We start from the raw sequence: 20,975 nt of genomic DNA on the forward strand, positions 1-20,975 counted from the left end.
TCCTCACCCGCGGCACCTGCCTAGACTGGAGACTGTCTCGGATCAGGACTCGACCATGCTCAAGAATCGTTTGAAAGACCCCAGCCTTCTGGCAGAACTCGCCTATGTGAACGGGCAGTGGATTGGCGCCGACAATGCCGCGACCCTGGACGTCATCGACCCGGCCAGCGGCCAATTGATCGCCCGGGTCCCGGCCATGCAGGGCCCGGAAACCCGCCGGGCCGTAGAGGCCGCTGACAAGGCCTGGCCCGCCTGGCGCGCACGCCCGGCAGCCGAACGTGCGGCGCTGCTGGAGCGCTGGTACCGGGCCATGATCGACAACCTCGACGACCTGGCGCTGATCATGACCTGTGAGCAGGGTAAGCCGCTGAGCGAAGCCAAGGGTGAAATCCGCTACGGTGCCGGCTTCGTCAAATGGTTCGCCGAAGAGGCCCGGCGGGTCTACGGCGAAACCATGCCGGCCCCCAGCGGCGACCGTCGCTTGCTGACCCTCAAGCAACCGGTGGGCGTCTGCGCGGCGATCACACCGTGGAATTTTCCTAACGCAATGATCACCCGCAAGTGCGCGCCAGCCCTGGCGGCAGGTTGCCCGATCATCGTCAAGCCGTCCGACCTCACGCCGTTGTCGGCATTGGCCCTGGCGGTGTTGGCCGAGCGCGTCGGCATCCCGGCCGGGGTATTCAACGTCTTGACCGGCATGCCCGCTGGCATCGGCGAAGAATTGACCAGCAACCCGACGGTACGTAAGATTTCCTTTACCGGTTCAACGGCCGTCGGCCGCTTGTTGATGCGCCAGAGTGCCGAACACATCAAGCGCTTGAGCCTGGAATTGGGCGGCAATGCCCCGTTCATTGTGTTTGACGACGCGGACCTGGAACAGGCCGTGGCCGGGATTATGCTCAGCAAGTTCCGCAACGCCGGCCAAACCTGTGTTTGCGCCAACCGGATTCTGGTGCAAAACGGCATTTACGAACGCTTCGCTCAAAGGCTGGTAGAAGAGGTGGCCAAGCTCAAGGTGGGCAATGGCCTCGACACCGGTGTCACCATCGGCCCGCTGATCAACACGGCGGCGGTTAACAAAGTCGCCCGGCACATCGACGATGCGCTGAGCCAGGGCGCACAGTTGCTTTGCGGTGGCATTCCCGAGGGCAGCAGCCAGTTCGTGCAACCCACTGTCCTGGGCGACACCCACGCCGGCATGCTGTTGGCCAACGAAGAAACCTTTGGCCCGGTCGCGCCGTTGATGCGGTTCACCGATGAAGCCCAAGCCCTGGCGCTGGCCAACGCTACACCTTATGGCCTGGGCGCCTACTATTTCACTCAGGACCTGCGCCGTTCATGGCGGTTCGGTGAGGCGCTGGAGTTCGGCATGGTAGGGCTCAACACCGGCATCATTTCGATGGAAGTCGCGCCGTTCGGCGGCATCAAGCAGTCAGGCCTGGGCCGAGAAGGCAGCAAGTACGGCCTGGATGAATACCTTGAAGTCAAAGCCTTCCACATAGGCGGGCTGTAATTCAAAGACATTGGGAGTCACGATTGATGAGCAAGGCATTCAGAATCGCCGCGATTGCCGGCGACGGTATCGGCAAGGAAGTCCTGCCGGAAGGGTTGCGGGTGTTGGAGCAGGCCGCGGAGAAATGGCAGCTGGATTTAAGCATTGAAGTGCTCGACTGGGCGCACTGCGATTACTACCTGGAACACGGACAGATGATGCCCGACGACTGGTTCGAACAGCTCAAGGGTTTCGACGCGATCTACTTTGGCGCCGTAGGCTGGCCAGACAAAGTGCCGGACCACATTTCCCTGTGGGGCTCGTTGCTCAAGTTCCGCCGAGACTTCGACCAGTACGTGAACATCCGCCCGGTTCGGCTGTTTCCCGGCGTACCTTGCCCATTGGCTGGGCGCAAACCTGGAGACATCGATTTCGTGGTGATCCGCGAGAACACCGAAGGTGAGTATTCCTCGGTCGGCGGTAAAATGTTTGAAGGCACCGAGCATGAGTTCGTGCTGCAAGAATCGGTATTCACCCGCCGTGGCGTGGACCGGATTCTGAAGTTCGCTTTCGACCTGGCACAGAGCCGGCCGCGTAAACGGCTGACTGCAGCGACCAAATCCAACGGGATTTCCATCAGCATGCCTTACTGGGACGAGCGCACGGCGTTGATGGCTGCGAATTACCCAGAGGTTACCTGGGACAAGCAGCACATCGATATCCTGTGCGCGCGGTTTGTGCTGCAGCCGGACCGGTTTGATGTGGTGGTGGCGTCTAACCTGTTTGGCGACATACTTTCCGACCTAGGGCCAGCCTGTGCAGGCACCATCGGAATTGCGCCTTCAGCCAACCTTGATCCGCAGCGGCGGTTTCCGTCGCTGTTTGAACCTGTGCATGGCTCGGCACCGGATATCTACGGGCGGAACATTGCCAACCCGATTGCGATGATCTGGTCCGGCGCGTTGATGCTGGACTTCCTGGGTAACGGGGATGAACGTTACCGCGCGGCGCACGATGGGATTTTGCGGGCTATCGAAGAGGTGATTGGCGAGGGGCCGATTACCCCGGACCTGGGCGGGAAGGGTTCGACTCAGGACGTGGGGCTGGCGATTGCCGGGAAGCTGCGCTAGGCACCCAAAAACCGGCGATGCCCAGCATCGCCGGTTTCCTCAATACCCTTGGCGCCGATCAACTTCACCCACCATCGGTTCACCGCGCTGGTGGCGCCGAATATTTTCTAACAACACCCCAAAAGCCGTTTGTGGCTGGGTCATTGCTGCAATGTGCGGCGTCACTGCGATCTGCGGGTGGGACCAAAAGGGATGATCTGCCGGTGCCGGCTCTTCCCGCAGCACATCCAGCACCGCGCCGCTGAGCTGCCCTCTGTTCAGCGCCTCAAGCAATTCGTCTTCCACCAGATGCCCGCCACGACCCATGTTGATCAGGGCTGCGCCCCGTGGCAGTTGGGCGAATAACTGCGCGTTGAGAATGCCTTGGGTCTGCTCCGTCAGCGGCAGTACGCACAGCAGAATATCGCACTGGCTGAGGAAGGCGGGCAGTTGTTGTTCGCCGGCGTAGCAGTCCACGCCTGGTACTTGGTGGGCACTGCGGGCCCAGCCCGACAAGGCAAAACCTAGGGGCTTGAGGGTGACCAGAATCTGCTGCGCCTGGGCTCCCAGCCCCATTACGCCAACACGCCGGTTCACCGCCGGTTGCAGTAAATGTGCCTGCCAGCAGCGTGCTGTCTGCTGCTGGCGGTAACGCAGCATATCCCGGTGCAGGCTGAGCACGGCCCAACTAGCGTACTCGCACATGCTGCGGGTGATGCCCGGGTCCAGCAGGCGCACCACCGGCAAGTGCGCCGGCAAGCGGTCGAGGTCCAGTTGATCGATCCCGGCCGACAGGGCAAACAGCACTTTTAGATTGGGCAGCAATTGTTCGAGATTATCCGGGGCCTGCCAGGCGGCCAGATATTCGATCTCGTCAGGGGCGCCGATATCTGGCCAGGCGCGCCACTGAATATCCGGTGCGTGTTCGGCGAACAGTGCCTGCCAGTGTCGGCCGCGCACCGGGTCCGCTTTGTAGAGCAAGGCCATGGGCATTTCCTGTCGGGTAGAGGGAGCATTCATCATCGCTCAAGTCTGGCGCAGGATCTGTTGAAAGGCAGGGTCAAAACAGTCGATCCGAATCTCTCACGGGGCAAGTTCGGCTTAGTTCGTTTCGTACACGTCGTAACCTGAACACCATCGCAACCACCTTCCGGTTGCCGGACTCACGATGGGAAATGCCATGAATAGCAAAGTCGACGAAACCCCTCATTTGCTCCGACAGCGCGATCAATTCGTGCCCCGCGGGCTGGTCACCGCTCACCCCTTGGTGATCGATCGCGCCCAGGGTGCCGAGTTATGGGATGTGGACGGCAAGCGGTACCTGGATTTTGTCGGCGGCATCGGCGTGTTGAACATCGGCCATAACCACCCGAAAGTGGTCGCGGCGGTGCAGGCGCAGTTGCAAAAGGTCGCCCACGCGTGTTTCCAGGTGGTCGCCTACAAGCCTTATCTAGACCTGGCCCGGCGCCTGTGCGAAATGATCGGTGGCAAGGAGGCTCATAAAGCTGCGTTCTTCACCTCTGGCGCCGAGGCCGTGGAAAACGCAGTGAAGATTGCGCGCGCCCACACCAACCGTTCGGCAGTGATTGCCTTTCGTGGCGGTTTCCATGGGCGCACTTTGCTAGGTACTACGCTGACCGGCATGAGCCAGCCGTACAAACAGAACTTCGGGCCGTTCGCACCGGAGGTCTTCCATACGCCGTATCCGAATGCCTATCGCGGCGTCACGAGCGACATGGCGCTCGCGGCACTCGACGAACTGCTCGCGACCCAAGTGGCACCAGAGCGGGTCGCTGCGATCATTATTGAACCGGTGCAGGGCGACGGTGGTTTCCTCGCGGCGCCGGTGGCGTTCCTCAAAGGCCTGCGCGCGTTGACAGAAAAACACGGCATCGTGCTGATCCTTGATGAAATCCAGACCGGTTTCGGCCGCACAGGCAAGTGGTTCGGTTTTCAGCACGCCGGCATCCAACCCGACCTAGTCACTGTGGCCAAGAGCCTGGCCGGCGGCTTGCCGTTGTCCGGTGTGGTCGGTAAAGCCTCGATCATGGACGCACCGTTGCCCGGCGGCTTGGGTGGTACCTATGGCGGTAATGCCTTGTCTTGCGCTGCGGCGCTGGCGGTGATCGATGCCTTCGAGGAAGAACAGCTGCTGGAACGCGGCGAAGCGTTGGGCGATCGTTTGCGTCAGGGGTTGCTGGGCTTGCGCAGCCGTCATCCGCAAATCGGTGATGTGCGTGGCACCGGGTTCATGCTGGCCATCGAGCTGATTAAGAACGACGAGGCGCGCACACCAGACGCCGATCTCAATCAGCGGCTGATCGATGAAGCGCGCAAAGGTGGTTTGCTGGTGATCAAGTGCGGTGTGTACCGCAACGTGTTGCGCTTCCTGGCGCCCCTGGTTGCCACCGAGGCCCAGGTCGACGAAGCATTGCAGATTCTTGAGGGGGCTTTGGCACGGGTCTTGAACTGAGCCAGGGCCGACGCGGGCCGTTATGGAGCACGGGTGAATAAAATGCATCATTGGAGGTTTGACCCACCATGGGGCTGACAAAGTATCGAGCATTGCTGATTGATTGCGACGAAGTGCTGGTGGACCGGGATTCGGGCGTCTGGACGGCCTTGCAGCCGTTGCTCGATAGTCGTGGCGGCCAGCCGCAAAAAGAGCAGGTGTTGGCCGAATACAATACGGTGGTGGCGGCGCTATACCCACGCTTCGCTGAGCTAGGCTTCAGTGGTGTGTTGTGCTTTGCCCATCGGCAATTGGCTGCGGGCTGGGGCTTGCAGGCCAGCTGGGAGGAGGGCATGAGTTTTGCGCGCTCAGCCGCCAACTGGTCACTGTTTGAGGACGCGCCAGGCGCTATGCTTTACTTGCGCAAGTTCTACCGATTGCTGGTGCGCGGGGACCGCGATGCGGGGGATCGCACCCTGTTATGTGAGCGCCTGGGGATCGCGCTGGAAGATTTCATTTCCCTGGCCGAAGACCCCGAATGGCTCAATCATCCAGCGCTGCAAGCAGAGCCAGTCCTGCATGTGACGCGAGCCTCAGTCGGTACTACGGTGGCGCTGGACCGCTGTTTGATTGGCCGCCACCGTGCCAGGCAGCCCGCTCCGTGTGCGGCGGATTACTGCATCAACAGCATGGCGGATCTGGTAGCTCAGCATCAGCTGTCTTTACGGCGCTGATTTTGCTAGAAGATTGTCTTACAAATGGCAGTCGAGAGGTACGCAATGGAAGGGCTAGTAAAACTGGACCGTATTGACATCAGCATTCTGGTCGAGCTGCAAAAGGACGGCCGGATGACCAACGTCAGCCTCGCCGACGCCGTTGGCTTATCGGCCAGCCCATGCCTTCAACGCGTCAAGCGGCTAGAGTCGGCCGGGTATATTTCCAGCTACAAGGCGCACTTGAACCTGGCAAAGATTACCGATTCGGTCACCGTGTTTACCGAGATCACCCTCAGCGACCACAAGCGTGAAGACTTCGCTAAGTTCGAGTCCAACATTCGCCTGGTGGATGAAGTGCTCGAATGCCATTTGATCAGCGGTGGTTACGATTACCTAGTGCGTTTCATGACGCGCAGCATTCAGCACTATCAGGAAGTGGTCGAGAGCCTGCTGGACAAGAACATCGGCATTTCCAAGTATTTCAGCTACATCGTCATCAAGTCGCCCGTGCTTAAAGACGGCGTCCCTCTGCGCAAACTGCTGCGCCATTGAAACAAACCCACCGCATAAGGCCCCCTGCGCTGCCTCCAGAAGAGGCGGTTCGGGCAGTCTCGCCTTGGTAATCGGCTACTCACGGCACCTTGGCGTTGCACCCTGATTGGACACGTTCACGCATGGGCGCCGATTAACGCCTCATATCGACGCAATCCGCATAAAGCACTGTTTTAAGCCTTTAAAACAGTCATCTGCCCCGGCGTATGCGCGTAATTCGGCGCGAGGCGCAAAAGTGCCTGCGTTGTAATGCGTCCAGAGTGAGGGAGCGGAGTGTTGTGCGGTGTTTACACCTCGGTTGAAGCCGCAGCAGCTTTTCGTTGAACACCACCAATCGGAGCGAAAAAAATGCGAATGAGCAACGCAAAAGCACTGTTGGGCTACGGTGCGTTCATGCTGGCAACCACCAGCGAGGCGCATCAGATCTGGTACGAACAACTTCCCGGTCAACCGTTGGCATTGTATTACGGGGAATACGACAAGAATATGTTGGAAGTGACGCCGGGGGGAATGGACCGATTCAAGCAGCTCAAGGCCTGGTCGATGGCCGACAGGTCTGCGCCGTTAAGCCTTACCTTGCAGCGTCAGGCGTTCGCCCTCGCTCAGCAACCCAGTCGCGATGACTCGTTGCTCGCAAGGGACCTGCACTACCCGATTTTCGATCTGCATGAGGCCGGCAAGACCCTGAAGGCCTATTGGACGCCTGCCACCCGCTGGGTCGGCGACTTGCGCGCCCGCCCCCCGGAACTGACGCTGGACATCGTGCCTACAGGCGTCGCCGATACTGGCAGGGCACAGTTCCAGGTGTTCTACGCATCCAGGCCGCTGGCGGACCAGAACGTGGTGCTGGAAACCGCATCCGGTGAAGTCTTCAGCCAGCGCAGCGACGTCACCGGCAAGGTCAGCTTTGAATTGCCATGGCAAGGCACGTACGTGGTGGCAGTGGAATACCAGGACTACAGCCCTGGCGAACGTGTGAACCTTGAGGGCAAGGCCGAGGCGTTTGACGTCAAACGCTTCAGCTCCACGCTGTCGTTTTACCGGCAGCAGGGTCAACCCCCATTACCTCGGGCGCCGTCGCAACTGCCGGCATCGGAAGTCGCCAGGCTGAAAAAACAGGCCTGATTCATTGCCTCCTTCATGAGTGATTGATATGACCCTTTCTTCAGGATTGGCCGGTCAGGCGGGCACTGTTGCCCCGGCGCTTGTCCGCAGTAAAATCACGGCCGCCACGCGGATGTTGGCCATCGATGCCTTGCGTGGTTTCGTGATGCTCTTGATGCTCATCGACCACGTACGGGAAACCTTTTTACTGCACCGCCAGGTCACCGACCCGATCGATGCACTGAGCGTTACCCCAGACTTGTACTTCACCCGTATGCTCAGCGAGATCTGCGCGCCGGCGTTTATCTTCCTCACCGGGCTGTCGGCCTGGCTCTATAGCCAGAAACACAGCGCTCGCGAGACATCGGTATTTCTGCTCAAACGCGGCGTGTTCTTGGTGTTCCTGGAAATCACCTTCGTGTGCTTTGCCTGGAATGCCGAGCTACCGCCCAAGACATTATGGTTGCAGGTGATCTGGTGCATTGGCTTATGCATGATTGTGCTGGCCGGGTTGCTGCACTTCAAGCGCAGCTGGCTGGTGGTGCTGGGTGTGGCAATTGTCGCCGGGCATAACCTGCTGGATGGCGTGACCGTGGGGCCGGAATCGCCGTTCTTTGTGCCGTGGTCGATTCTGCATCAGCGGGTGTTTATCGATATCACCGAGTTCACCCGGGCGCGCACCACCTACCCGATATTGCCGTGGGTTGGCGTGATTCTGCTGGGCTGGGGCATCGGCCCCTGGTTCGGCAAGGACATGCCGCCCGCCGAGCGTATATCCCGGCTGGTCAAGCTGGGCGCTGGTTTGCTGGTGGCGTTTGTGTTTATCCGTTACCTGAACGTCTACGGCGAGAAGCCATGGGTGCAGACCGGTGACACGTTGCGTACGTTCATGAGTTTCATGAGCGCGAAGAAATACCCGCCGTCGCTGATGTTCCTGATGCCAACCCTGGCCCTGTCGCTGCTGTTGTTGGCACTGTTCGAGAAATGGCAGGACCGCGGATTAACGGCGACCCTCGCGATCTACGGCGGGGCACCGATGTTTTTCTACTTGCTGCACCTCTACGTACTCAAGGCCATGTACCTGGTTGCGCTGGCAATCTGGGGTACCAACCAGGGTACTTACTATGGCTTTGACGACCTGCCGATGGTGTGGTTGTGGAGCGTGATCCTTGGGGTGTTGCTGTTCTTCCCGACGCGTTGGTTTGCCAACCTAAAACAGCGCCGTCGCGACATCGCGATCCTCAAATACCTCTGAGGTGCCCAACGGTGTTCCCCGCTCGGCGGAACACCCAGGCCTCAAGCGTTCTGGAGCCAAACCGTGAAGACTCTATCGACCCACACCCTGCTATTGGCATTGGGAGGGCAATCCCTGCTCGCCTTGGCCGCAGAACAAGACATCGCCAAGGGCTTTGTCGAGGACAGCCAGTGGAGCCTCCTCAACCGCAGCGTCTATGACCGCCGCGACTACAAGCACGGCGCACTGAGCAATGGTGCGCGCAACGCCTACAAGCCCCGGGCCCAGCGCAGTGACCTCGCAGAAGAATGGGCATATGGCGCGATGGTCGATTACACCTCCGGCTTTACCACCGGTACCGTCGGCTTCGGCCTTGACGCCCACGTTTATTCCGGCTGGAAACTGGACAGCGGCGGCGGGCGTGCCGGGAAGGCACGGCTGCTGGGCGTGGACAATGACGGCCATCCCAAGGACGAATTCAGCCGTGGCGGCGCGGTAGCCAAGCTGCGGTTTTCTTCGACAGAACTGCGTTACGGCGAGCAGCGGGTGAAAACCCCGGTATTTGGTTCGTCCGACAGCCGCCTGCTACCCGAAACGGCCACCGGGTGGCTGTTGACCAGCCGCGAGCTACCCGCCACCATAATGTATGCCGGGCACTTCAACGAGAGCACTGACCGCAACGCTACCAGTCATGACCGGGGATTTGTCGTCAACTATTCCAATGGCAAACAGGGCAATCGCTTTGACCTGCTGGGGGTCCGCAATACCGCTATCAAGGGACTGAGCGCCAGCTTGTTCAGCGCCGTCTACGAAGACACCTGGCGGCAGCATTACCTGGGAGCCATCTACACCCAGACACTGGTTCCCGGTCAGGCGCTGTCCATGGATTTCAACCTGTACCGAACACAGGACACAGGAAGAGCCTTGTCCGGGCGCATCGACAACACCTCTTGGAGCCTGCTATCGACCTATCGGCTCGGCGCCCACAGCTTCGGTGTCGGTTATCAGAAGGTCGCGGGCGATACGCCTTACGACTACGTCACCCGCGGGGCGATTTTCTTGAGCAACGCTGTCGCGCTTTCCGACTTCAACGCGCCCCGGGAAGCGTCCTGGCAAGCCCGCTATGATCTTGACCTGGCCGGCTACGGTGTACCAGGCCTGACCTTCGGGGGGTTGTACGTGCGCGGCAGCGGTATCGACGGCAGCCACATGGACCCCAATGGCGGCTACAAGTGGCTGGGCTATGGCGAGGGTGGCAAGCATTGGGAGCGTGACGTGCAAGCGCGCTACGTAGTGCAGTCCGGCGTAATGAAGAACCTAGCGTTTACCCTGCGCCATGCGGTGCACCGTGGCAATGCGGCCCAGGCCGAACTGGACGATAACCAGATCCGCCTGGCTGTCGAGTATCCATTGGGAGGGCGCTTGTTATAGGCGAGCCGTGTGGATGGGGGGCATGGCCGCCGATGCGGTGCAAATTTACCTAATGCCAATTATCAATATGTGTTTTATCGGATGAGTCCTTTATGCCCATCCCATTGCGCAAATGCATGGAGGGTAGGGGTAGGGTTACCACCTCTGAATTCTATCCATGCTCGGAGCAGCGACCCCGTGTCAGATACGAGTGGCCTGTTTACTCATCAGTTCTTTAACGGCACCCGCGCCAACCTGAAGTCAGGCGGCATGAGAGCTGTCAAAAAATCAGAAGCTCACAATTATCTTATTGACTAATAATACACCTGTAGTTTATATTGGGCTCTATCTATACTGATCAGCGTAACGAAGTGTGTAATGAAAAAATAACGATTCAGGCTTTCGATCTGCTGGAGACTTCCGCGTGCGTGGCTTCTGGATCACGTCATAGACCTCTATGTTCCTCACAACCGAGTTGGCCTCGGTCTAACGTCGGCGGGTGCGGATGGCCGAACGAAAAAGTTGGGCTCGATTTCCAGGATGTCTGAAATGGCGTAACGGTTCATCCCTTTTGGCGGCCATATTAGTCCGCCTTTTTTTCGTCCAGCAGTTCTAGCATCGGGACCTATCACACGTATCTAATGGGTACTTTAGTCGCTTTCAAGGTAGGGCTAGGCGCGCATTAAGCAACCACTCCAACGCGGTACCTTCCGCATCCAGAATCGCCTTAGCCACCCCACCGTGTTGCTTACCCTCTCAGGGTAATGACTACTGCCATTTATCTAAAAGGTTCTACAAACCTACGACATGCTTGCCACGACTAAACAACACCTGTATTTTTAATGATAATTTTCATTAGCCGAGACACTTAAAATGTTGCCCTCAAGCAAGACCCAACATCAGCTTTTAGCGCAGGCTGATACCGCCTCCACGTGGAGCGCGGTTTGCACGGTGGGGGTAGGCGCTTTTGCCTTAGTCACCACCGAGTTTCTACCCGTCGGGCTCCTGCCGAATATCGCACGAGACTTGGAGATCAGTGACGGGCAGGCAGGCCTCATGATCACTATCCCTGGCGTTCTGGCCGCTATCTCAGCGCCATTAACGCTAGCCATCGCTGGGCGAATAGATCGGCGTCGGGTGTTATTGGCTCTGGTGGGATTGCTGGCGCTATCGAACTTGATGGTGGCTTATGCGGGCGATATGTATTTGCTGCTAGCAGGACGGGTATTGCTGGGCGTCGCGGTAGGGGGCTTCTGGACTGTCGCCGGGGCACTGGGGCCACGCATGCGACCAGGTAAAGACGCCGGGCGGGCCACTGCAATTATTCTGTCGGGTATTTCTCTAGGAACGGTCGCGGGTGTTCCGGTGGGAACCTTGGCAGGGCATTTGGTGGGTTGGCGCGAAGTCTTCATAGCAGCATCAGTCATTGCGCTACTTGTTGTGGGTGCATTGGCTGTCCTTCTACCTCACTTGCCGGCGAATGGTTCGACGGGCATCGCCCAAGCCTTTGATGCATTGAGCAATCGACGGGTGCAGGTAGGCCTGCTGGTGGTCGGCCTGGTTTTTATCGGGCAATTCGCTGCCTATACCTACATCACGCCATTCCTTAACTCGGTACCAAAAGTCAGTGCCTCGCAATTAAGTGCAGTGCTCTTGGGTTACGGGCTGGCGGGTTTTCTCGGGAATCTGTTTGGCGGTTGGGCAGTCACGCACACGATCAAAGGTGTGTTTGTTGCCACTGCTATGCTGATCGGTATCGGCGTTTCGTTATTGCTGTTGCTGGGCGCCTCTCCCGTGCTTGCCATCGCAGCCGTAATGGCGTGGGGATTGGGGTTTGGCATGTTACCGGTTGCCGCCCAAACGTTGATGCTGAACATCGATACAAGCCGCGCAGAAGGTCTATCGGCGCTTCTGGTTTTCGTCTTACAGGCCGCAATTGGCGCCGGTGCGCTGGTAGGGGGCCTTGCACTAGATGACCTCGGAGTTTTCGGGCCGCTGGGAGTTGGAGCTGCCGCTGCGCTTATGAGCGCTGGGCTTGCATTCATTTACCACCGTACTACTTGATACCTAAAAGCTCGGAGATATCATGGATATGACGGGGTTAGTCCTGATACTGCTCAATAGTTCCGTCAAAAAGGACTTTGTCACCGGCGGCGCGGAACGCAGAGAATATGCCCTTGCCAAGTGCGTCCAATCCCAACCTAGCGTTCGATATGGCCTATAAACGAACATCAGGCGCAACGTATTACGCTCGTGGGGCAGGAGATGACCATAGTCGACGATCAAAAAAATAGGCTACGGAGTCGTTCCAGGAGAGGATGTCGAGCTGTTTATTTCGGACATAGCGTGGAATGGGGGGGCAACTGCTTTCACAAGCATTTCAAGACCATCGTTAATCCCGCCCTCCACCATGATAGGCGGTCGCTCGTGAGAAGGCTGTGCGAAGAGATGAGCGCATTCGACGTTGTCAAGTTTTAGCGGCTTTAAAATTCGCCCCAGCGCGCCTTTGCACACTTGGATGTCCAAGCTACGTGTAAGCACTCTCACTCACTCCCGAGAGTACTGCAACCTCTTCTCGACACAGGCCAGACGGGGACCAATTCCTTTCGGAAGTCCAAACTCGTCTGGTTTGAGGCGTGCCATTGGGCTGGAAAAAAGCGAGACCAGCTCTTGGCGTTGTTCGGAGGATGGTCTTACCGGCATGCTCCTATTCGATATGGAATGGGTGTGAAATTCAGGGGGTGCTAAACAGAAATTTCGACTCTTACCAAACTCAAGTCAAGTGGTCACCTTGCAACAATCAGTCAGCTCGATACCCCTGAGTACAACGCCGGATGACAAAAATTAATTAAAAAGAATCAGGACCCACAGACTCCCAGCATCATCAATGCTCTTTCTCCCCACTTTCGCGCATAGAGCGGTAGTTTGCTGCGCGCTTGTTTAGAAAGGCAGCGATGCCTTCTGCCGACTCGGCGTCGCCGAGAGACTCAACCATTAACTGTGTCTCCGCGTCGAGCTGTGTGCTGAGGGTGGAGCGGTGAGCACTGCGCACCAGTGACTTTATCCGCGCGCTGGCACGCGCTGGACCATCACCGATGCGGGTCGCAAGCTCAATCGCTTGAGCTTCGGCATCACCGGCATCGACCAGACGGTTGACAACGCTCAACGAGGCTAGACGTTCGGCGCCGATACGGTCTCCGGTTAGGCACAATTCGGTGAGCAACTGTCGCGAAACGAACTCAGACAGAAAAAACGTGGCACCGCCGTCAGGCGTCAAGCCTGCCTTGATATAAGCGAGGGTGAAGTACGCGTTGCGCGCCATCACGAGCAAGTCGCACGCCAACGCAAGCGAAACTCCTGCACCGGCTGCACCGCCCTCGACTGCAGCGATCACGGGCTTCGTGCAGTCTCGAATTGCACGCACGACATCATGTAACGCTTCGATCCGTTCTTGCCGTTCGGCTGCCGGCAGTTCGCGCCGCTTCTCAAGTTGTTTAAGGTCGCCGCCAGCACAGAAGAAACCGGCAGCTCCGGTGATCACGATTGCACCCGTGTAGCGGTCAGCTTGAGCGTCATCGAGCTCGCGACGAAGAGCCTCATAGAATCCGGGCGTCAGCGCGTTGCGCGCATCCGGATTGTTGTTGATCAGCACGCGTACTGCGCCAGCGCGGTGCACGAGGAGCGGTGGTCTCATGGTCATCTACTCCTCGAGACGAGCGAAGTCGCGTTAATGAATGTTGGGCAGTCCGAAAGAGCCCAGGCCACGGGCAATGAACTGCGGTGTGTGTCGAATATGAGCATGCGGCGGGTCAATGCAATTCTTACTTCACGCATGATTGTGATTCCTCGATGCTCAAAGCGTGTTCAGACTAGCGAAGCGAGTACCGCGCTCGACCAGGTCAATGAGCAGTGGTGACGCCTGCCAGAATAGGGAATCCTCCTTTGCAAACTCGCGAATATCCGATAGCACGTGCGGCAGTCCTAGGCGATCCGCGAAGTGTAATGGCCCACCTCGATGGCGCGGAAAACCGTACCCATTGAGCATCACGACGTCCACGTCGAGTGGGCGCAACGCGATTTTCTGATGCACCACATCTGCACCTTCATTGATCATCGCTGCAAGGTAACGCCGCATGATTTCGTCATGGCTGAATACGCGCGGCACGATGCCCGCTCTGGCGCGTTCTTCGTCGATAATTGCCAGTACCTCAGGGTCTTCTTGGCCTATTCGCGCACCTTCTGGATACAAGTACCACCCGCGACCGCTCTTTTGCCCGAACCAACCGTTTTCGCATAGGCGGTCTCCAATAGCTACATAGCGGGCGAGAGGGTTACGTGTCGCAGCGCGTCGTTTGCGGGATGCCCAAGCGATGTCTCCGCCGGCGAGATCGGATACCTGGAAGGGTCCCATCGGAAAGCCGAACTCCCGCACTGCGCGGTCGATCTCGTATGGCGAGGCGCCGTCTTCAAGCAGGTGGTCGGCCACCTGCCGATACTTCGCGAGAACACGGTTGCCAATAAAACCGTCAAATACGCCTGCACGTACTGCCACCTTTTTCAGGCGTTTGGCCAACTCAAAGCTTGTAACAACTACGTCGGCCGAAACCTTCGCCGGCACGACGATTTCGAGCAACTTCATGATGTTTGCGGGCGAAAAGAAGTGTAGGCCGATGACGTCTCCAGCGCGCGACAGGGTCGCGGCGATCTCATCAATGTCCAGGTAAGAGGTGTTGGTGGCGAGCACTGCCCCTGGTTTACAGACGCGTTCAAGCTCGGCGAAGACAGCTTTCTTGACCATCAAGTCCTCGAATACCGCTTCAACGATCAGGTCGGTGTTGGCAAACGCTTCATAGGAGGTCGAACCGCTGAACCGCGCCATCACGGTTTCACGTGTGGCAGCATCCATTCGATCCTTGGCTACCTGTCCGTCATACACTTTGCTGACGTGGGCGCGACCACGTTCCAGGCTTTGTTCATCACGCTCGACCATCGTCACTTGCAATCCGGCATCAAGCATTGCCACCGCGATACCTGCGCCCATCGTTCCGCCGCCAACAATGCCGACACTGTTAACCACGCGCGGCGTTGCCCATTTCGCTTCAGGCACTTTTGCCGATTCACGCTCGGCAAAGAAGGCGTGAACCAAGCCGCGTCGCTGCGGGCTCTCCATACACTGCAGAAACAACTCACGCTCCAACTTCAGTCCCGCCTCAAAGGGGCGCTCGATAGCGGCTTCAACGGCGTCGACGATCTTTTCCGGGGAAAACAAGCCCCGGTATTTCGCTGGAAGCTGCGCGCGTGCCGCCGCAAGCACTACACGATCTGCGTGGCTATCCTTTGTTGACTGCATGTCGCGTGTGCGCCGGGGCGCGGCATTGGTGGCGATCAGTTCTAGTGTGTAAGCGTGGCCTTCGGCCAGAACATCGTTGCTGCGGGCCACGCGGTCGATGAGGCCCAGCGCATGAGCGCGGGCTGCCTCGATCGGCTTGCCGCCAAGCATCAGCTCTAATCCAGCCACAACGCCAATTAGACGAGGTAGGCGTTGGGTTCCTCCAGCGCCTGGCATCAGCCCAAGTGTCACTTCAGGAAGCCCTATCTTTGCATCATGGACAGCCAGTCGATAATGCGCAGCCAACGCAATCTCCAGTCCACCACCCAACGTGGCGCCATGGATCGCAACGACCACCGGTTTGGTGCAGGACTCGATGCGATTGCATATGTCCGGTAGAGAAGGGGACTGCGGTGCAAGACCGAACTCGCGGATGTCGGCGCCCGCGATGAAATTTCGGCCGGCGCCGACAATCAGCACCATTGCGACTTCGGCATTCGCCTCGGCGGTATCCATGGCTTTGGCGAGGCCGCGGCGTACATTGACACTGAGTGCATTTACGGGAGGGGCGTTGATTGTCACCAGGAGCACGTGACCGAGTTGATTCTGCGTGACAACCTCAGTGGTCGACTGCCTTTCAGAGTTACTCATCGCGTGTTCTCCAAAGGGTTGACCCGTGCCTGTTGCTCGAAATGAAGGCTTGGCCAGTGCGCCGACGCGGCGCTGGCATCATTGCATGGGGTCATACTGTTTCTCCTTGATGAACAGCGCCGGAATCAGGCCGCAACATAAATAGGCAATACCCATGACGAGAAAGCCCAGGCCAATCGAGCCGCCAGTGGCGAGATACCCGATGCCAGCAGGCGCTATCGCGGCGCCAAGGCGGCCAATGTTGTAGGCGCCGCCGACAGCCGAACCGCGAATCCGTGTCTCGAAGCTTTCGGTCATGTAGGTCGCATTGACGCCGTATGGAATGCCATACAGGAAGCCAAAGAGAATGAGCAGGTAGGCGATGTTGTCGGGTGAGTTATAGAAAACGATCAGAGGTAGGAACAGCGCGGTGCCAAACGCGCCAAAAACATACATCCCGCGTCGGCCAAACTTATCCGCCAGCCAGCCGGCGATTATCTTGCCGATGATCATGGCGACATAAGTGCCGACCATATAACCCGTCATCGCTTTGAAATTCATGTGCAGTTCATTTTCCAGATAGGTCGGCATCCAATTATTGACGCCGTAATATCCGAACTGTAGGAAGCCTGAGGTCAGCGACCATAGGATGAACATTCGCAGATGCGCTGGATTTCCGAAAATCAGCTTCATCGAGCCTTCGGCCTTTTGCTGCCTGGCACTGTGCTTGTGGTTCGCGCGGTGCGCCCGTGCAGCGAGCCACGCGGGTGACTCAGGGATCAACCGCTGTATTGCGATGGCCATGAACACGGGCACAATCGCGATGTAGAAGAGCCAGCGCCATCCGTAGTCCGGAAGGATCCAGCCGCTTAACAGCGTGGCCAACACATAACCCACTGACCAGCCCGCCTGCAGCGCGCCGAGGGCAGTGGTGCGACGCTCGGTCGGAACATATTCCGCCAGGAGGGTGTTGCACACTACATACTCGGCACCCAAGCCAAGCGCCGCAATAAAGCGGAACACCGCGAACTCGGTGAAGCTGTGGGTCATGCCGAGCGCGGCGGTCCCGATCGAAAACACGATGATGGTCCAAACCACTGTGCGCACTCTGCCGTATCGGTCTGCGGCCCAGCCGCCGATGATGCCGCCAATCGCCATACCGGCAAGCGTGATACTGCCGAGCATGCCGGCTTCGATATTGCTCAACCCGAACTCAAGTTTCAGGTTTGACAGGCTGTACGATAAAAACATCAAGTCCGCGCCGTCCACCATCAGACCGAGAAAGGCGAACCCGAACACCAATACCCAAGTCTTGTCTTGTAGGGGAGCAAGGGTGTCGCTGCTACTTTTTACCAAGGCCATAAGTGCATCCTCTAATTATTTTAATAAGATGGCTGGCGAACTAGGGGTCAGGCCGTCTGTAAGTGTGTCAATCGATGGCTTATCAAGCCCGACGCTTCGTCAACGATGCGCGTAACCAACTGCTCGACGGTTGGAATGTCGTATACGAGCCCTTGCACCATGCCAACGCTCCACACGCCGTCGTTCCAGTCACCGCTGCTGTACACAGCGCGGCCACGTGAGCCCGCTACCAAAGGCGCCACGTCCGAAAACTGAGCGTTAGCCTGGTTTTCGATGTCGATAACTTGCTCCGTCAGTTCATTCCTGTGCACGCGCCAAGTGTTATTGAAGGAGCGAAGAACCAGTTGGGTCTGACGCTCGTCCGCCTCAACCAGGCGCTGCTTGATATCGGCATGGGCTGGCGCTTCCTGGGTGGCCATGAAGCGCGTGCCCATATTGATGCCATCGGCACCCAGCGCCAGTGCGGCCACCAAGCCGCGTGCATCTGCAAAGCCCCCCGACGCGATTAGCGGGATTTTGATCGAGTCGGCTGCGCGCGGAATTAGCACGAGGCCAGGAATGTCATCCTCACCCGGATGTCCGGCGCACTCGAAGCCGTCGATGGAGACTGCATCAACGCCGATCTGCTCGGCCTTGATCGCGTGTCTTACGGACGTGCACTTATGGATCACTTTGATCCCCGCTGCCTTGAAGTCGTCCATATACGCTTGCGGGTTGTTGCCAGCGGTCTCGACGATCTTGATGCCACTGCGGATGATCACGTCGATGTACTCGTCGTAAGGAATCGGCCGGATCGCTGGCAGGAACGTCAGGTTGACGCCGAATGGCTGTATCGTCATTTTCCGACAGCGTAGGATTTCTGCATGTAGATCGTCGGGTGTGGGCTGAGTCAGCGCGCTGAGAAAACCAAGAGCACCGCTGTTGGCAACCGCAGCCACGAGTTCGGCACGCGCAATCCACTGCATGCCACCCTGAATGATTGGATGTCGCACGCCAAAGGTGCGGGTGAATAGGGTCGATAACATGAGACCTCCTGATAAGACTTCGCGTGGGAGTTAGCGTCAAACAAGCAACTTGGCTTCGGTGCAACTTTGCAGGTAGTCGAATGTGACACCGGGTGCCATGACCTTGACCTGCAGGCCCTCTGAAGTGACGTCCAGCACCGCCAGATTGGTGTAGATGCGTGTCACCACGCCGGCTGCAGTCAAGGGCAAGCTGCAGCGCCGCAGCAGGCGTGGACAGCCGTCCCGCGTGGTGTGCTCCATCAGCACCCAAATCTGCTTGGCACCAAAGGCCAGTTCCATAGCGCCGCCAACGGCTGGCGGTGTGCCAGGGTCAACGCGGGTCCAATTGGCCATATCGCCATTTTCAGCGACTTCGTAGGCGCCCAGGATGGCCAGGTCCAGGTGGCCGCCGCGCATCATCGCGAAGCTGAGCGTGGAATCGAAAATGGCTGATCCCGGTAGCAATGAAATCGGATGCTTGCTGGCATTTATCAGGCAAGGGTCGGCGTCGTGAGCCGATGGATGGGAGCCAAAATGCAGGATGCCGTTTTCGCTGTGTAAGAAGACTTCTCGCTCGGGTGTAATCAAATTTCCGACCAGTGTGGGCAAGCCGATACCGAGGTTGGCGTAGGATCCATCCGGCACATCCTGCGCGGCACGGGCGGCGATCTGTTCGCGACTCCACGGCTTCAGGCTAACGGTACCGCTGGTGGGGGTGTTGGCGTAATTCATGTCGACTCCTGGCTCGTTGAAGAATGGGCGAGCACGATGCGGTCAATGAAAATACCGGGGGTGACCACCACTTCAGGATCAAGCGCTCCTGGTTCCAGTAGCTCGTCCACTTCCACGGCCACCAACTCGGCGGCGGTCGCCATGACAGGATTGAAGTTTCGGCCTGTCAGGTGATAGATCAAGTTGCCGTAGCGGTCAGCCGTGCGAGCCCGAAGTAGCGCAAAATCAGCGCGCAGAGGTAATTCGATCAGGTAATCACGGCCGTCGACACGGTGCGTCGATTTACCTTCGGCCAACATAGTTCTCACACCGATGGGACTGAGAAAACCTCCGAGGCCGGCGCCACCGCAACGTATCCGTTCCGCGAATGTGCCCTGTGGGACCAGTTCCAACTCGACTGATTTGTCGCGATAGGCGTCGCGAAAGACGGTTGCACCCGCAGTCAGCGGATAGGAACAGATCAACTTGCGTACCCGGCCGGCGGCAATGAGCATGGCCACGCCCTGACGGTCATAGCCAGCGTTGTTGGAAATCACTACCAGATCACGGGCCCCCTGGTCGACAACGGCTTCGAGCAAACCGGTCGGTAAGCCGGCACTGCCAAAGCCTCCGACCATTACGCTGCAGCCATCCGTCAAACCGGCGACGGCTGCAGCGTGGGATTCCAAGTATTTGTTGATCACGGCAATCTCTCCCGACCTATGTCGCTTTGCATGGCTTTATCTTCGAGATCGCACTGGATAAGATCAATCAAGCAAAAGTTTTAGTTTTATAAGCTGACCTTATGAAGAATCTCATCATTCACATTGACGCTCGATAAGATAGGATCGAGTGTAAGTGAGTAGCCGATAAGCTCGGGTTTTGAAAATGGATATTGAATTGCGTCACTACCGATACTTTGTGGCTCTAGCGGAGGAGCTGCATTACGCCAAGGCTGCCGAGCGCTGTGGCATATCGCAGCCGGCGTTGAGTCAGCAGGTGCGAGCGCTGGAGGAGCGATTGGGCGCCAGCCTGGTGTCACGAAGCAGGCGCCAATTGGAACTGACTGACGTCGGGAAAGTGTTCTATATGCAAGCAGTCGCCATGCTGCGCCAGGCGGACGCTGCAAACTCCGCGATCGTGGAAGTGGCCCAGGGCAAGGCGGGGCGAGTGGCCATCGGTTATGTCGCCTCAGCCGCGTTGTCGGGCGTGCTGCCAGGCATTGTCTATCAGTATCGCCAGAGCCGGCCCAATGTAGAGCTGGTGTTGCACCAGATGGATATGGCAGAACAGGTCGATGCGGTAGCGAAGGGGCAGTGCGATGTGGGGTTTATTCGTCCTCCCATCGTCTTGCCGGACGGTGTCGTTTCATTCGATGTGCTGTGCGAGCCCGTGCTGGTGGCGCTACGCAGCAACCATCGCTGTGCTGGAAAGCCCAGCGTACAACTGGCTGATTTGCAGGATGACACTTTCATCTGCGTACATCGCAAGCACGGTATCGGCTTTTACGACACGACGATGAGGGTCTGTGGGGCCGCCGGTTTTGTTCCGAAGGTCGAGGTGATGTCCTCGCAAATGTCGGTCGTCATCAGCATGGTGGCCGCCGGTTTCGGCGTTGCTATCGTGCCGGCTTCGACCCGTACCTTCGCGCCGTCCGACGTTGTGTTCCGATGCATTGAGGGTAGCGACGTGACCACGGCGTTGTCGATGATCCACACGTACAACAACCAGTCACCGGCGGTGCAGCTTTTCACAATGACCGCGCGTGATTGGGCCCGTAAGATGCCGGCCAGCCAGATTACTGATGAGATTCATGCGACCGTTTTGGGCGCAAGCGCCGCCTCTAGGACACGTGCTGACTGAGATCCGG

At 58.2% G+C, this 20,975-nt stretch carries 17 protein-coding genes; 10 read left to right on the plus strand and 7 right to left on the minus strand.

All coding sequences use genetic code 11. The features are described from left to right. Positions 1-55: 55 nt before the first annotated feature. Both JFU58_RS20155 and JFU58_RS20160 read left to right on the plus strand, forming a co-directional pair. Positions 56-1,513 (plus strand): NAD-dependent succinate-semialdehyde dehydrogenase, encoded by a 1,458-nt coding sequence (locus tag JFU58_RS20155; RefSeq protein WP_201141856.1) that lies wholly within the window; start codon positions 56-58, stop codon positions 1,511-1,513. A gap of 26 nt (positions 1,514-1,539) precedes the next feature. Next, positions 1,540-2,622, plus strand: coding sequence for a tartrate dehydrogenase (locus JFU58_RS20160; protein ID WP_201141858.1), 1,083 nt, complete (start codon positions 1,540-1,542; stop codon positions 2,620-2,622). Positions 2,623-2,661: 39 nt separating this feature from the next. Here JFU58_RS20160 and JFU58_RS20165 read toward each other — a convergent pair whose 3' ends face one another. Beyond that, positions 2,662-3,588, minus strand: a complete 927-nt coding sequence (locus JFU58_RS20165; protein ID WP_201141860.1) for a 2-hydroxyacid dehydrogenase — start codon at positions 3,586-3,588, stop codon at positions 2,662-2,664. 193 nt (positions 3,589-3,781) lie between these two features. On the opposite strand from JFU58_RS20165, the gene gabT reads away from it, so the two are divergent. The 7 genes from gabT to JFU58_RS20200 all read left to right on the plus strand — a co-directional run bounded on the left by gabT (position 3,782) and on the right by JFU58_RS20200 (position 12,133). Next, complete coding sequence (gene gabT / locus JFU58_RS20170) at positions 3,782-5,074, plus strand: 4-aminobutyrate--2-oxoglutarate transaminase (RefSeq protein WP_201141862.1); 1,293 nt, start codon at positions 3,782-3,784, stop codon at positions 5,072-5,074. 68 nt (positions 5,075-5,142) lie between these two features. Beyond that, positions 5,143-5,787, plus strand: coding sequence for a 2-haloalkanoic acid dehalogenase (locus JFU58_RS20175; protein WP_201141864.1), 645 nt, complete (start codon positions 5,143-5,145; stop codon positions 5,785-5,787). Positions 5,788-5,832: 45 nt separating this feature from the next. Continuing rightward, positions 5,833-6,321, plus strand: coding sequence for an Lrp/AsnC family transcriptional regulator (locus tag JFU58_RS20180; protein WP_003174918.1), 489 nt, complete (start codon positions 5,833-5,835; stop codon positions 6,319-6,321). A gap of 354 nt (positions 6,322-6,675) precedes the next feature. Further along, positions 6,676-7,446 (plus strand): DUF4198 domain-containing protein, encoded by a 771-nt coding sequence (locus JFU58_RS20185; protein WP_242488289.1) that lies wholly within the window; start codon positions 6,676-6,678, stop codon positions 7,444-7,446. A gap of 28 nt (positions 7,447-7,474) precedes the next feature. Then, positions 7,475-8,680 carry a DUF1624 domain-containing protein gene (locus tag JFU58_RS20190; protein ID WP_201141868.1) on the plus strand — a complete coding sequence of 402 codons (1,206 nt, stop codon included), beginning with the start codon at positions 7,475-7,477 and terminating at the stop codon, positions 8,678-8,680. A 63-nt stretch (positions 8,681-8,743) separates the two neighbouring features. Then, the gene (locus tag JFU58_RS20195) at positions 8,744-10,090 is read left to right on the plus strand and encodes an OprD family outer membrane porin (protein WP_201141871.1); all 1,347 of its coding nucleotides are present in this window, start codon (positions 8,744-8,746) and stop codon (positions 10,088-10,090) included. Between the two features lie 852 nt (positions 10,091-10,942). Beyond that, positions 10,943-12,133, plus strand: coding sequence for an MFS transporter (locus JFU58_RS20200; RefSeq protein WP_201141873.1), 1,191 nt, complete (start codon positions 10,943-10,945; stop codon positions 12,131-12,133). Positions 12,134-12,953: 820 nt separating this feature from the next. Here JFU58_RS20200 and JFU58_RS20205 read toward each other — a convergent pair. The 6 genes from JFU58_RS20205 to JFU58_RS20230 form a co-directional block, all read right to left on the minus strand. Next, positions 12,954-13,763, minus strand: a complete 810-nt coding sequence (locus tag JFU58_RS20205; RefSeq protein ID WP_201141875.1) for an oxepin-CoA hydrolase, alternative type — start codon at positions 13,761-13,763, stop codon at positions 12,954-12,956. A gap of 159 nt (positions 13,764-13,922) precedes the next feature. Continuing rightward, on the minus strand, positions 13,923-16,049 hold the full coding sequence (locus tag JFU58_RS20210) for a 3-hydroxyacyl-CoA dehydrogenase NAD-binding domain-containing protein (RefSeq protein WP_201141877.1): 2,127 nt from the start codon (positions 16,047-16,049) through the stop codon (positions 13,923-13,925). 78 nt (positions 16,050-16,127) lie between these two features. After that, positions 16,128-17,390 (minus strand): MFS transporter, encoded by a 1,263-nt coding sequence (locus JFU58_RS20215; protein WP_201141879.1) that lies wholly within the window; start codon positions 17,388-17,390, stop codon positions 16,128-16,130. A gap of 47 nt (positions 17,391-17,437) precedes the next feature. Continuing rightward, positions 17,438-18,415 (minus strand): NAD(P)H-dependent flavin oxidoreductase, encoded by a 978-nt coding sequence (locus tag JFU58_RS20220; protein WP_201141881.1) that lies wholly within the window; start codon positions 18,413-18,415, stop codon positions 17,438-17,440. A 36-nt stretch (positions 18,416-18,451) separates the two neighbouring features. Further along, a complete protein-coding gene (locus tag JFU58_RS20225) occupies positions 18,452-19,126 on the minus strand; it encodes a 3-oxoacid CoA-transferase subunit B (RefSeq protein WP_201141882.1) in 675 nt (224 codons plus the stop codon). Further along, complete coding sequence (locus JFU58_RS20230) at positions 19,123-19,809, minus strand: 3-oxoacid CoA-transferase subunit A (RefSeq protein WP_201141884.1); 687 nt, start codon at positions 19,807-19,809, stop codon at positions 19,123-19,125. Before JFU58_RS20230 ends, JFU58_RS20225 begins: the two co-directional genes overlap by 4 nt. A gap of 184 nt (positions 19,810-19,993) precedes the next feature. On the opposite strand from JFU58_RS20230, the gene JFU58_RS20235 reads away from it, so the two are divergent. Next, complete coding sequence (locus JFU58_RS20235) at positions 19,994-20,968, plus strand: LysR family transcriptional regulator (protein WP_201141886.1); 975 nt, start codon at positions 19,994-19,996, stop codon at positions 20,966-20,968. Positions 20,969-20,975 lie beyond the last annotated feature (7 nt).

Origin of the sequence: Pseudomonas sp. TH34, from assembly GCF_016650865.1 — a bacterium.
In the GTDB taxonomy this organism is placed as follows: Bacteria; Pseudomonadota; Gammaproteobacteria; order Pseudomonadales; family Pseudomonadaceae; genus Aquipseudomonas; species Aquipseudomonas yamanorum.

What these genes read in the sequence shown, in the direction of transcription:
- JFU58_RS20155 (WP_201141856.1), top strand. Translation starts at nt 56, where the DNA reads ATGCTCAAGAATCGTTTGAAAGACCCCAGCCTTCTGGCAGAACTCGCC.
- JFU58_RS20185 (WP_242488289.1), top strand. Translation starts at nt 6,676, where the DNA reads ATGAGCAACGCAAAAGCACTGTTGGGCTACGGTGCGTTCATGCTGGCA.
- gabT (WP_201141862.1), top strand. Translation starts at nt 3,782, where the DNA reads ATGAATAGCAAAGTCGACGAAACCCCTCATTTGCTCCGACAGCGCGAT.
- JFU58_RS20215 (WP_201141879.1), bottom strand. Translation starts at nt 17,390, where the DNA reads ATGGCCTTGGTAAAAAGTAGCAGCGACACCCTTGCTCCCCTACAAGAC.
- JFU58_RS20220 (WP_201141881.1), bottom strand. Translation starts at nt 18,415, where the DNA reads ATGTTATCGACCCTATTCACCCGCACCTTTGGCGTGCGACATCCAATC.
- JFU58_RS20225 (WP_201141882.1), bottom strand. Translation starts at nt 19,126, where the DNA reads ATGAATTACGCCAACACCCCCACCAGCGGTACCGTTAGCCTGAAGCCG.
- JFU58_RS20235 (WP_201141886.1), top strand. Translation starts at nt 19,994, where the DNA reads ATGGATATTGAATTGCGTCACTACCGATACTTTGTGGCTCTAGCGGAG.
- JFU58_RS20210 (WP_201141877.1), bottom strand. Translation starts at nt 16,049, where the DNA reads ATGAGTAACTCTGAAAGGCAGTCGACCACTGAGGTTGTCACGCAGAAT.
- JFU58_RS20205 (WP_201141875.1), bottom strand. Translation starts at nt 13,763, where the DNA reads ATGAGACCACCGCTCCTCGTGCACCGCGCTGGCGCAGTACGCGTGCTG.
- JFU58_RS20200 (WP_201141873.1), top strand. Translation starts at nt 10,943, where the DNA reads ATGTTGCCCTCAAGCAAGACCCAACATCAGCTTTTAGCGCAGGCTGAT.
- JFU58_RS20180 (WP_003174918.1), top strand. Translation starts at nt 5,833, where the DNA reads ATGGAAGGGCTAGTAAAACTGGACCGTATTGACATCAGCATTCTGGTC.
- JFU58_RS20160 (WP_201141858.1), top strand. Translation starts at nt 1,540, where the DNA reads ATGAGCAAGGCATTCAGAATCGCCGCGATTGCCGGCGACGGTATCGGC.
- JFU58_RS20175 (WP_201141864.1), top strand. Translation starts at nt 5,143, where the DNA reads ATGGGGCTGACAAAGTATCGAGCATTGCTGATTGATTGCGACGAAGTG.
- JFU58_RS20190 (WP_201141868.1), top strand. Translation starts at nt 7,475, where the DNA reads ATGACCCTTTCTTCAGGATTGGCCGGTCAGGCGGGCACTGTTGCCCCG.
- JFU58_RS20165 (WP_201141860.1), bottom strand. Translation starts at nt 3,588, where the DNA reads ATGGCCTTGCTCTACAAAGCGGACCCGGTGCGCGGCCGACACTGGCAG.